General features: G+C 70.1%; 11 protein-coding genes and 2 pseudogenes. 7 read left to right on the top strand and 6 right to left on the bottom strand.

Annotated elements, in window-relative coordinates:
* The 3 genes and pseudogenes from ACTWQJ_RS35675 to ACTWQJ_RS35665 form a co-directional block, all read right to left on the bottom strand.
* Positions 1-310 (bottom strand): annotated as a pseudogene (locus tag ACTWQJ_RS35675) (hypothetical protein); the annotation flags it as partial.
* Between the two features lie 399 nt (positions 311-709).
* Entirely contained in the window at positions 710-1,564 is an 855-nt protein-coding gene (locus ACTWQJ_RS35670) for an alpha/beta fold hydrolase (protein ID WP_443310610.1), read from the bottom strand.
* Positions 1,565-1,822: 258 nt separating this feature from the next.
* A complete protein-coding gene (locus tag ACTWQJ_RS35665; protein ID WP_443310609.1) occupies positions 1,823-2,548 on the bottom strand; it encodes a lipase family alpha/beta hydrolase in 726 nt (241 codons plus the stop codon).
* A 590-nt stretch (positions 2,549-3,138) separates the two neighbouring features.
* On the opposite strand from ACTWQJ_RS35665, the gene ACTWQJ_RS35660 reads away from it, so the two are divergent.
* The 7 genes from ACTWQJ_RS35660 to ACTWQJ_RS35630 all read left to right on the top strand — a co-directional run bounded on the left by ACTWQJ_RS35660 (position 3,139) and on the right by ACTWQJ_RS35630 (position 9,154).
* Positions 3,139-3,975 (top strand): alpha/beta fold hydrolase, encoded by an 837-nt coding sequence (locus tag ACTWQJ_RS35660; RefSeq protein WP_443310608.1) that lies wholly within the window; start codon positions 3,139-3,141, stop codon positions 3,973-3,975.
* A 627-nt stretch (positions 3,976-4,602) separates the two neighbouring features.
* The gene (locus tag ACTWQJ_RS35655; RefSeq protein ID WP_443310607.1) at positions 4,603-4,821 is read left to right on the top strand and encodes an NAD-binding protein; all 219 of its coding nucleotides are present in this window, start codon (positions 4,603-4,605) and stop codon (positions 4,819-4,821) included.
* The gene (locus ACTWQJ_RS35650) at positions 4,818-5,090 is read left to right on the top strand and encodes a hypothetical protein (RefSeq protein WP_443310606.1); all 273 of its coding nucleotides are present in this window, start codon (positions 4,818-4,820) and stop codon (positions 5,088-5,090) included. The genes ACTWQJ_RS35655 and ACTWQJ_RS35650 overlap by 4 nt, the downstream gene beginning before the upstream one ends.
* 103 nt (positions 5,091-5,193) lie before the next feature.
* Positions 5,194-5,373 (top strand): low temperature requirement protein A, encoded by a 180-nt coding sequence (locus ACTWQJ_RS35645; protein ID WP_443310605.1) that lies wholly within the window; start codon positions 5,194-5,196, stop codon positions 5,371-5,373.
* Positions 5,374-5,384: 11 nt separating this feature from the next.
* Entirely contained in the window at positions 5,385-5,840 is a 456-nt protein-coding gene (locus tag ACTWQJ_RS35640; protein WP_443310604.1) for a low temperature requirement protein A, read from the top strand.
* A 36-nt stretch (positions 5,841-5,876) separates the two neighbouring features.
* Positions 5,877-8,192, top strand: coding sequence for a helix-turn-helix domain-containing protein (locus ACTWQJ_RS35635; RefSeq protein WP_443310603.1), 2,316 nt, complete (start codon positions 5,877-5,879; stop codon positions 8,190-8,192).
* Between the two features lie 521 nt (positions 8,193-8,713).
* Positions 8,714-9,154, top strand: a complete 441-nt coding sequence (locus ACTWQJ_RS35630) for an SsgA family sporulation/cell division regulator (RefSeq protein WP_443310602.1) — start codon at positions 8,714-8,716, stop codon at positions 9,152-9,154.
* 586 nt (positions 9,155-9,740) lie between these two features.
* On the opposite strand, the gene ACTWQJ_RS35625 is transcribed toward ACTWQJ_RS35630, so the two are convergent.
* From ACTWQJ_RS35625 to ACTWQJ_RS35615, 3 genes and pseudogenes are all read right to left on the bottom strand, one after another.
* On the bottom strand, positions 9,741-10,022 hold the full coding sequence (locus tag ACTWQJ_RS35625; protein ID WP_443310601.1) for a hypothetical protein: 282 nt from the start codon (positions 10,020-10,022) through the stop codon (positions 9,741-9,743).
* Between the two features lie 135 nt (positions 10,023-10,157).
* Positions 10,158-10,765, bottom strand: a pseudogene (locus ACTWQJ_RS35620) (CE1759 family FMN reductase).
* Between the two features lie 180 nt (positions 10,766-10,945).
* The coding region (locus tag ACTWQJ_RS35615) for an alpha/beta hydrolase fold domain-containing protein (RefSeq protein ID WP_443310600.1) at positions 10,946-11,359 on the bottom strand (414 nt) is incomplete at its 5' end.

Raw genomic sequence — 11,359 nt, 5'->3', positions numbered from 1 at the left:
GTGAGGACAGGGCAGGGGTGCTGGCGCCGGCCGGGGGCGTCGGCAGCGTCGCGAGGACACGCACCTGGCCATCGGGGCTGACCCGGGCGACCTGGCGGCTGAAGGCGAAGGTGACGTAGGCGCCCCCGCCGGGCTCCAGAGTGATGTTCTCCGGCCGCTGCCCATCGGCCATGTTCAGATGCGACAGAAAGCGCACGTCCGATACCGGGGCGGTGGCCGCGGTCGCCGGGCCTGCGGCGGTCATGGCGAGGGCCGTTGCCGCAGCCGCGGCCAGGAGGCCCGTCCGCGTCACTATCGTGGTTTTCGGCATTCATTTTCCCTTCAATCCTGTTGCTTCATGCTCGGCGGTACGTCTGTTTTTTCACTGTTCCAGGCGGCCCGCCCGCCCCTCGGACGGCAGGTTCGGGTGACACAGGCCCCCGCTCGGCCTCATGGCATGCCTGTTCCAGCAGTCCTTCCGCCGTCGGTGGCAACAGCCGGACAAGACGCCGGCACGGCCCACCGAGCCGGAGGCCCTCCGGATTGGCGTATATCGGCAGCTGCATGGCGAGACCGATGAGGACGGGGCCCACTCCTTGCCCACAGTGATCACATCACCATGCCGACGTGATTCAGGGCTGGTCCTGCCGATGAGTACCCGGGGGCATGGTGTCGTCGATCTCTTTCAGGGGCGAAGGACGTCATACCGAAGGCCCCATGGGTTGTTCACTCAGAGATCGGAGCGGACGGAACGGACGGCGCGCAGGATCAGGTCGGTGACGGAGCCGGGGTCGCTCACGGCGACCGCGTGGGGAGCCGGAACCGTGATCGTCCGGGCGCCGGCCCGTTCGGCCATCCACTGCTCGGCGGCCGGTGGGATGTTGCGGTCCTCAGTGGCCACGAGGTACCAGCTGGGGATCTTCTTCCACGCGGCCGCGGTGGCCTTCTCCTGGAGGGCGGCCACGGTGATCGGACGCTGACCAGCGGCCATCACCTGGGCCGTCGGGACGGGGACGCCGGCCGCGAACTGTTGGCGGAACAGGTCCTTCTTGATGATCAGTTCCTCGCCGGTGCCGCCGTCGGGCAGCGGGTAGGACTGGGTGGTCGTGGCCTGCGCCAACGTGCTGCCCGGGTACCTGTTCGTCAACTCCAGTGCGCTTTCGCCGATGTCGGGGACGAAGGCGGCTATGTAGACCAGTGCCATGACCCTCGGGAACTCGGCCGCGGCCTGGCTGATGACCGATCCGCCGTAGGAGTGGCCCACGAGCACGATCGGTCCCGGAACGCTGTCCAGGACGCTGCGGATGTAGGAGGCGTCGCTCGCCAGCCCGCGCAACGGCAGTGCCGGTGCCAGTACGCGGTGCCCCTGCCCCTGCAGGAGCTCGACGACAGTGCTCCAACTGGAGGCGTCGGCGAACGCGCCGTGGATCAGGACGATGGTGGGCTTGGCCGGGTGCTGGTGCGAGTCGGCCGACCGGTCGGCCGCCGGTGACGGGGCCGAGAAGGCGGCACCGGGGGTTGCCACGATGGCGGCGCCAGCGAGGAGGGAGGCGGTGACGGAGCGGCGGGATATCGGTGAGTTCATCGTTGACTTCCTACGGGGCGGTGAAGGGGATGTGTCCATGGACGGACGGGTACGCGTGAGCAGGGCGCCTCAGGCTTCCGCGGCAGCCCGGACCGCCCGCGTCCGCAGATGATCGCGCGGTCGCGCAGCGGAAAACGCCGTCCGTCAAAGCCGCCACGCGGGTGGCGGGAGCCATGAGCATCCGCGTCGCGGAGAAACGGCTTCCGGCCTGAGGTCAAGGCCCGACTGCAACCGGCCGAGGGGCAGGCGGCGTCAGCGTCAGTTGGCGGTGGCTCGGACGGCCTCCTCGATCAGCTTGATGACGCGACTGGGGTGGGCGAGCATCACCAGGTGCGAGGAGTCGACCTCGACGGTGGTCATGCCGGCCCGCTGGTAGCCGTAGCGCTCCACATCGGGGTTGATGGTGTGGTCGGCTGCGGCGACCAGGCCCCAGGAGGGCTTGGTCTTCCACGCCGCGGCCGGAGCCTTCTCACTGAAGGCCTGCGCGGCCAGCGGACGCTGGGAGACGGCGAGGACGGAGGCGAGGTCCGGGTCGACGTCGGCGGCGAAGATGGACGGGAACTTGTCGATCTGGACCGACACGTCGGTGCCGGGAGTGGTGGATCCCTCGATCGGGAAGGGCGTGTAGACGAGCGCGGTGGCGAGGTCGGAGTCGGGGAAGCCGCCCTGCAGTTCGCCCAGGCTTTCGCCCTCCTCCAGGGCGTAGCCGGCCAGGTAGACCAGCGCTCTGACGTTGTCCTCCACGCCGGCGACGGTGATGACGGCACCGCCGTAGGAGTGTCCGACCAGGACGACCGGTCCGGGTGTCTGACGGACGATCGAGGCGATGTAGGCGGAGTCGCCGAGCAGGCTGCGGTTGGGCACCGCCGGGGCCACCACGTTCAGGCCGCGGGCGGTCAGTTCGGGGATGATGCGGGCGAAGCTGGACGCGTCGGCGAACGCGCCGTGGACCAGGACGACGGTCGGGCTGTCGGAACGGGACATGGCACAACTTCCTGTTGACGTTATGGTGATCGGCCGATGGACGGCCGGGTGGTCGGGGTCGGATTCGCTGCCTCTGTTCGGAGCGAGCGGCGCCCGGAGACACAGACGGCTGCCCTTGGGGCGGCTCGTGCTCAGTGCAGTGCGCCGGTGCACACCGTCCGGACGACGGTTGCCTCGGTCGAGGTGCCTCGCCGGGCCGGACCGGCGCGTGCGGTGTCCGAGCCGGGCGATGAGCCGCAGGCATGCACAGCACATTAAGGGCGGCGGGTGAAGGCACCTTGTCTGTCGGTGCACCACGTGTAGCCTGTCCGCGCCTCCGAGGGGCGCGGGCGACGGACGCCTTTGAAGGCCTCGCGCAGCAGCGTGCCGGGGCACGTCCGTTTCCTGGCACTTCCAGGCAATAAGCGGTGCGCTCGAGGACAACAGGCGGCGGGACGTTCGCCCTAGCGTGATGACATCACGTGCCGCGCATGCCGCGAATGCCCGGGCGTCGGCCGCCGATGGGCCGATGCCGTCCGTTCAGCGCCTCCCTCATCGAGGCGGAGTGTGGCCCTGCGCGCGCCAGTCACTTCGGACGAAGGAATGAGCCCTTGCCGTACATCACCGTGGGTCAGGAGAACTCCACCACCATCGACCTCTATTACGAGGATCACGGAACCGGGCAGCCGGTCGTCCTCATCCATGGCTTCCCGCTCGACGGCCACTCCTGGGAGCGGCAGAGCGCCGTGCTGCTCGACGCGGGCTACCGCGTGATCACCTACGACCGCCGCGGCTTCGGGCAGTCAAGCCAGCCGACGACCGGCTACGACTACGACACCTTCGCGGCCGATCTGAACACCGTGCTGGAGACCCTCGACCTGCAGGACGCTGTCCTCGTCGGGTTCTCGATGGGCACCGGCGAGGTCGCCCGGTACGCGTCGACCTACGGCTCCGCCAGGGTAGCCAAGGTCGCGTTCCTGGCCTCGCTGGAGCCCTGCCTGCTCAAGACCGACGACAACCCGGACGGGGTCGCACCGAAGGAGTTCTTCGACGGCGTGGTCGCGGCCGTCAAGGCGGACCGCTACGCGTACTACACCGACTTCTTCAAGGACTTCTACAACCTCGACGAGAACCTGGGCACCAGGATCAGCGAAGAAGCGGTCCGCAACAGCTGGAACGTCGCGGCGGGCGGCGGTTTCTTCGCCGCCGCCGCCGCGCCGTCGACCTGGTACACCGACTTCCGGTCCGACATCCCGGCCATCGACGTGCCGGCCCTGATCCTGCACGGCACGGCCGACCGCATCCTGCCCGCCGAGGGGACCGCGCGGCCCTTCCACCGGGCGCTCCCATCCGCCGACTACGTGGAGGTCGAGGGTGCCCCGCACGGCCTGCTGTGGACCCACGCGGAGGAGGTCAACGCAGCACTCCTCGCCTTCCTGGAGAAGTGACCTCGTACGACGGTGTGTTCCTGGGCAAGGCCCCGTGCGCTGACGGACGCGTTGGCGCCGCGGCACCGGCCTACGGTCGGCGCGCGGCCGCTCCTGTATCGGACAAGGCGAGCCGACACCGGAGGAGAAGGACGGGCATGAGCGAGCAGACGGACGTGGTCGTGGTCGGCCTGGGGCCGGGCGGGGAGTACCTCGTGGGCACCTTGGTCGAGGCCGGGCTGGACGTGGTCGCGGTGGAGGCGGGACTCGGCGGGGGCGAGTACCCGTACTGGGGCTGCGTGCCCCAGCAAGGTGATGGTCCGGGCCGGCAATCTGCTCGCCGAGGCCCGGCGTGTCCCCGGACTCGCAGGGGATGCGTCCGTTCGCCCGGACTGGGGGCGGGGTCGCCGGGCGGATCCGGGAGGAGGCCACCGACGACTGGAACGACCAGGTGGCTGGCGACCGGCTGACCGGCAAGGGAGGGCGGCTGGTCCGCGGCGTCGGGCGGCTTACTGGGCCGCGTCGGGTGACCGTCGACGGCCGCACCTTCCAGGCCCGGCGAGGTGTGGTTCTGGCCACCGGCGGCCGACCGCGGATCCCCCAGTCCCGGGACAGGACGGCACCCCGTACTGGACCAACCGGGAGGTCATGAAGGCGAAGGAGCTGCCCGCATCGTTGACCGTGCTGGGCGGAGGCAGCATCGGCGTGGAACTCGCCCAGGTCTTCGCCCGCTTCGGGTGCCGTGTCACCGTCGTCGAGGGCCAGGGCCAGCTGCTGGCGGGGGAGGAGCCCGACGCCGGGCAGCTTGCCGCAGAGGTGCTGCGGGCTGAGGGCGTCACGGTGCTGCCGTTCGGGCCGAGCGCGTGAGCCACGACGGCGCGGAGCTCACCGTCCGTCTCGACAACGGGGAGGCGGTCGGCGCGGAGCGGCTGTTGGTCGCCACCGGCCACCGGATCGAGCTGGCCGGGCTGGGCCTGGAGACGGTCGGCCTCGACCCGGCGGCCGCAGCGGTGGCCACCGACGGGCGGATGCGCGCCAGCGACGGCCTGTGGGCGGTCGGCGACATCACTGGGTGCTGTACGGGTTGGCGGTCGCCGTCCACGCGGAGGTGCCCGTCGTACGGCTACGGAACATGATCTTCGCCTGTCCAACCATCCACCGCGCCGTCGAAGCCGCGCTCACGACCCTGGTATGACGATGCGTCATATAACTGCAGAGCAGCGGCGTCGGGCGGGCGTCATGCGAGCCCACGACCCCGGGGAGAAGCACCGGGTCTCGACCTCCCTGGAGCTCCTCTTCGACCTGTGCTTCGTGGTCGCTGTGAGCCAGGCGTCCGCAGGGCTGCGCGCCGCACTGGCCGGGGGCACGAGCACCGCGGCACCGGGCCGGCTGTGCGCGGTGGCGGCGGGAGGCCTCTGACGGTCTTCGCCATGCGGTGGCTGTACTTCGCCCGGCCCGCCCACACCCTGCTCGCCACCACGCACCGAGGGCCCGGCAGAAGGTTCCGGTGGGCCTACGGCCACTACCTGATCTTCGCGTCCGCAGCCGCCGTCGGGGCGGGTCTGGCCGTCAACGCTGACCGGGTCACCCACCGCGCCAACATCACCCCGCAGGCTGCGGGCGCCATGGTCGTCGTACCGGCGGCCGTCTTCCTGGCCACCGTGCGGGCGCTGCATTTGAGGCCCCACCACAGGCGAACCGCAGAGGGGGGTGCCCTTCCTCCTTACGACCGTCCTGATCCTCCTGGCCGCCCTCTCCCGGCGCCGGCCCTGACCACCGGATCCTGCTGGCGCTGCTGGCCGCTGTGGTCACCGGGCGGGGCGGCGGGCGGGGTGCGGTCGGTTGAGGGGCGTGGGCGGTTCGGTGGGTGTGTCGGGGGTGGTTAGGTGGTTCAGGGCAGTTGGTGCCGCGGCCTTGAGACTGTGTCCGGAGAGGCACGCCGTATTCTTCCGTCTGTTGGGGGAGGACAGGGAGGGGGCGTCGTGTCTGGGGAGAAGCCGTTCGGGGTTGTTCTGCGTGGTCTGCGGCAGCAGTGTCGTTTGACGATGGAGGAGTTGGCTGAGGCGTCGGGGGTGAGTGTCCGGGCGATCGGCGATATGGAGCGGGGGCGTAGTCGGGTTCCGCAGCGGCGTACGGTGGTGGCGCTGGCGGAGGGCCTGGGGCTTGCGGATGCGGAGCGGGAGGCGCTGCTGGCGGCTGCGCGGTCGGGCCGTCCGACGCGTGCGGTAGCGGTGGCGGGGACGGTGGTGCCGCTGCGGTCGGTGGGGGACTTCACTGGGCGTGGCCCGGAGTTGGCGCTGTTGCAGGAGGCGGCGGAACGGGCCCGCGCCGGCGTGGGGGTGGCGGTGTCGGTCGTCTCGGGTCCTCCGGGGTGTGGGAAGACGACGCTGGCGCTGAAGGCGGCGGCGGATCTGGCGGAGGAGTTCCCTGACGGGTGCTTTGTGGTCGACCTGCACGGGGTGGAGGGCCCTGTGGACCCGGGTGAGGCGCTGCTGACGCTGCTGAAGGCCCTTGGGGTGTCGGACCGGCGGCTGGCGAAGGAGGCTCCGCAGGGCCGCGCGGGGCTGCTGAGGGCGCTGTTGGGTGAGCGCCGGTGCCTGGTGGTGTTGGACAACGCCCGCGACGAGGGGCAGGTCCGTGCGCTGCTGCCCGCGGGCGGGCGGAGTCTGGTGCTGGTCACCAGTCGGCGGCTGTTGACGGGTCTGGAGGATGTCGACCGACTGGCGCTGTCAGAGATGGCGCAGGACGAGGCGGTGGAGCTGCTGCGCCGGATCCTGGGTGCTGAGCGGGCGGACGCGGAAGTTGAGGCTGTGGCGCAGGTGGCGGAGCTGTGCGGGCGACTGCCGTTGGCCTTGCGGGTGGCGGGAAACTGGCTGACGGTCCGTTCTGGATGGAGCGTTGACCACCTGGTCCGCCGCCTGGCCGATGAAGAACGCCGACTGGGTGCGCTCGCTGCCGGCGATGTGCGGGTGGAGGCGGCATTCGAACTGTCCTACCGTCAGCTGACCGGCCAGGCCGCGCGGACGCTGCGGCTGCTGAGCCTGGTTCCGGGGCCGGACATGACCGCTGCCTACGGCGCCGCTTTGACCGCGACCGGCGTCTTCGAGGCCGAGGACGTGATGGAGGAGCTGGTCGAGGCCGGGCTGCTGCAGGCCACCTTCACCGGCCGCTATCAGCTGCACGACCTGCTGCGGCTTTTCGCTCGCGCCCGGCTGTCCCGCGAGGAGGAACCCAGCGCGCGGGCAGCGGCCGAGGACCGGCTGCGGACCTGGCTGCTGGAGACGGCTGTGGTCGCCGGCCGCTGGTACAAGCCCAGGTACGGGGCGCCGCCGTGCTCCTGGCAGGGCCTGGTCCCGCTGGAGAGTGCCGAGCAGGCCCGTGCCTGGCTCCAGAGCGAAGCCCCCGCCTGGCTCGCCGCGCTGCGCAGCGCCACCCACAGGGGTGAGCACACCCGGGTCGTGGAGACCGCCTATGCCATGGAATGGTTCTGCGACCTGTGGGTCTTCTGGGGACACTGGCCCGAGGTCTTCCGCTTGGCCAGCGAGGCCGCTGCCGCACTTGACGACCCGTACATGCAGGCCTTCCACCTCAACATGTGCTCCTGGGCCCTCTCCTACGAGTCCCGGCCCCGCGAGGCCATCGAGCGGGCCGGCGAAGCGCTGGAATACGCCCGCCGCGCCCAGGACGCTTCCCAGCAAGCCTCGGCGCTGGCGCATGCGGCAATCGCGCACCGGCAACTCGGCGAGGCCCAGGCGGCCGCCGACAAGTCTCTCGCCGCCATCGACCTGTCGGACGGCGTCGGTGATCACGGGACCTGGTTGAACGCTGCCCTGACCTACGGAGTCTCCCTGCGCCTGCTCGGCCGTGCCGAGGAAGCCCTGATCCAGCACGAGCGCATCATCGCCTTCCTCGATGCACCCGACTCCCCGGTGCGCGGGCATGTCGCCGATGTCACCCGTGCGGGGGTAACCCACGCACTCGGTCTTGACTACGCCGCCCTGCGGGGGTGGCGCGAGGCCGCCGACCACTATCGCAATGCTGTGGTCCAGTCCAACCGCATCGGCATTCCCCACATAGAGGGCAGCACGCTACTGCATCTGGGAGAGGCCCTGATCGAACTGGGAGAAACCGAGGAAGCCCGCTCCTGCCTCCGTCAGGCCCTCGCCCTCGGCGGCACGGCCGACAGCAAAGACCTGAAGACCGCGCAGAAGCTCCTGGACGCGCTCCCCGCCGAGTGAGCAACGCCCGCCGCCGTGACATGCCCTGGGTTCGGCATCCCGCGGGGCTGCCGCCGGCCCTGGTGATCACGGCGGAGGCCGACGTGACGTGGGACGAGGGGGAGCAGTATCGATCAGCTGCGCTGCGTCGCGGCCTGTTTCCCGGACCGGTCCATGACTTCGTGTAACTCACTGCCTTACGCGACCGTCCGCCGACGCGGGCGGCCGTCCGGCAAGCGGTGCGTTCGTGCGCAGAGCGGACCGGCCGCTGCGCTGAAGCGGTGCCGGGGCGGTCAGATGCGCGCCGATGTCGGCAGGGTCCGCTCCACGTGGCGGGCCAGTATCCCTGTTGCGGCACATCAGGTGACCGGTGTGGGGCCGTGCGCCACGCCCCCGCCGAGGCTCGTCAAGCGGTCGACGTCCGCACTCGGTGCTCTCGCGGGCAACGCTTCGTACGTTCCTCGGCAAACTCCGTTCACTGGTGGTCCTAGGGTCATTTACACAGACGCTGCCCCCCAATAACTTGCCGAACGGGGTAAGACATGACTCAGCCGTTTTCCAGCGCTGCCGAAGCCTCGGTCACCCATGAGGTGGTGGCGCACATCGTCGTCGCGGACGAACCGCCGGTGTCACTGCCCGCCGAGTTGCGCTACGACAGGTCGGATCCCTATGCCGTGTGCCTCTCCATCGGGACGACATCGACCGGTACGGTCGACTGGGTGTTCGCGCGCAGCCTCCTGTCGGAGGGAATGAGCGGACCGGTGGGTGTCGGAGACGTCCTGGTGATACCCCGGCACGGCTGCCATCGGCACTCGGTGCGGATCGTCGTCAGGTCCCCGGCGGGGGCCGCTGTGCTGGACATCGCGGCTTCGGCGGTCACCGCGTTCCTGGAGTGGGCCTACAGGGTCGTGCCACCGGGTGCGGAGGGACTGCACATCGACCTGGACCGCGTTGCGGCCGAACTCATGGCGGGCAGCGAGTGACGGGCTGGCTCCGCGGGTGCCGATATATCATCCGGCCTGGTCACGCGGCCTGTTGCTCGGCGGACCTCGAGACGTCTGATCTTCGACAACACGTCTACGGAGCTTCGTCGTTCCGGTCACCCTCTCATCCCAACTTGCCTGGTCAGCAAGAAGATCAAAAAAGCTTCAGTTTTGTTGATCGCTCTGGTCGGTGTCCGTAGGGTCGAAGGCCGGACATCCACTGTGGGGTCGGGGCCCGAATGGGGAGCGGTCGAGGAGATGGAGTGTCCGTTCGTTGACGGTTTTGGCATTTTGAGAGTGTTGATGAACCGTACGGCTAGGAACTCTATGATCGTCACGGCGGCTGCCGCAGCACTGGTGGGATCTGTCACCGGCGGACCGCTGGCAGCGGCCGCACAGGAGATCACCGACGGAGTGAAGGTGGTCGCGCACGGATTCGTGTCAAAGGCGAGTGCCCCTGCCGATGACCAGGTCAGCGTTGTCGCGCCCAATTTTATGGGGTCATGACGGCGCACTGACGGCCCGTGCCCTTCTGGCGCCGCGGACGGGGTAGGCAGCGTTTGCAGGGTGCCGTCGGGGGCGGTGCTCACTGGGTGTCGAGGTCGGCGAGGCGTTCCCGGGCCGTGGCGATGTGCTGGGGGTTGGCTCCCGTGCCGAGGGTGAGGCATTGGGAGAAGGCGTCCCGGGCCTCGTCGCGGTGCCCGGCGGCCAGCAGGGCGTTGCCGAGGTGGACCAGGGCGCGGCTCTCCAGACCCGGATGGCCGCTGGTGCGGCAGAGGGCCACGGTGGTGCGCAGGTGGTCGGCCGACGCCTCCAACTGCAACTGCCGCAGCAGCACCCCGAACCCCGCACCGCCCGCGTCGGCCACCCAGCCCCACCCTGTCCCCTCTCACCGCCTGCACCCGAACCGCTCCGACCTCATGCCTGAGGCGTCAGCGGCGAGGAGGATCTGACGGTGGCTGACGGGGGCACCTGCCAGGTGGTGCGGCCCGCAGGACGGTTCCTACTGCGTGATCCGAAGCTTCGTCAGTTGCTGCTCGAAGGGGACGAGGGCGTCGTCAGGCTTGGCGCCGCTCGGCTGCTGGAGCACGAGTTCCGCCAGCTCCTCACGGGCGCGGGTGATCCGCACACCCAGGCTGTCGCACTGGACGTCGCCCGCGCCCAAGTCCTCGGGGGCCGCGAAGACCGCGGTTCGGACCACGTGCGAGCACAGGTAGGCGAAGAGCGGGCGCAGCGCGTGCTCCAGGGGCAGCGAGTGGCCGGCCGTGCCGCTGGTGGCCCCGATCAGCACCGGCTTGGCAACCAGCTCGGTGTTGTCGATGGCGTCGATGAAGGACTTGAACAACCCGCTGTGGGAGGCGCTGAATGTCGGTGTCACGGCGATGACGCCGTCCGCGCCGGTCACCGCCTCCACCGCCGCGCGCAGCGCGAGGCCGGGGAATCCGGTCGCCAGGTTGTGAGCGATGTCGACGGCCGACTCGCGCAGGCCGACGACCTGGACGTCGACGGGGGCGACCGGTCCTTGAGTGGCCGTCGGGTCGCGTCGGCGAGACGGTCCGCCAGCAGGCGTGTCGACGACGGCTTGCTGAGGCCGGCATAAACAGCCACGATCCTGAAGGGTTCCCCAGTCGTCTTTCTCGCTCTCGGGCGTGTGCTGCGGCTCGTACCGGTCCGTTCTCCGTCCCGCAGCCGCACCCCAAGCCAACCCGGTACAGGCGGCGGCACCTGCCTGCTCGCGCACGGGGATGTGCCCTGGGCGCACCTTCGTGCACCTGTCCCGGAGCGGAGGAATCAGCCGCGGTGCCGGTGCAGGGCGACGTGCACGGTGTCGAGGGCCTGGACGAGGGCGGCGTGGGCGGCGTCCGTGTCGCGCAGCGGATCGAGCACCATGAAGCCGTGGATCGTCCCGTGGTAGCGCATGGATACCACCGCAACGCCGGCCGCACGGAGCTTCGCCGCGTAGGCCTCACCCTCGTCGCGTACCACGTCGGCCTCGCTGGTGACCACCAGCGCCGGGGGGAGCCCGGTGAGCTGTTCCAGGGAGGCCTGCAGCGGTGATGCGGTGGCCTCGCTGCGCTGCCGTACGTCGGGGAGGTACTGGTCCCAGAACCAGCGCATGGTCTCGCGGCCGAGGTAGTAGCCCTTGGCGAACTCCTGGTACGAGGGGGTGTCGAAGTCGGCGTCGGTGACCGGGCAGAGCAGCAC

This window comes from Streptomyces sp. KR55, assembly GCF_052245645.1.
GTDB classification, from domain to species: Bacteria; Actinomycetota; Actinomycetes; order Streptomycetales; family Streptomycetaceae; genus Streptomyces; species Streptomyces flavusporus.
Note: the sequence above shows the minus strand (reverse complement) of the source record. Positions and strands in the feature narration are given on the sequence as shown.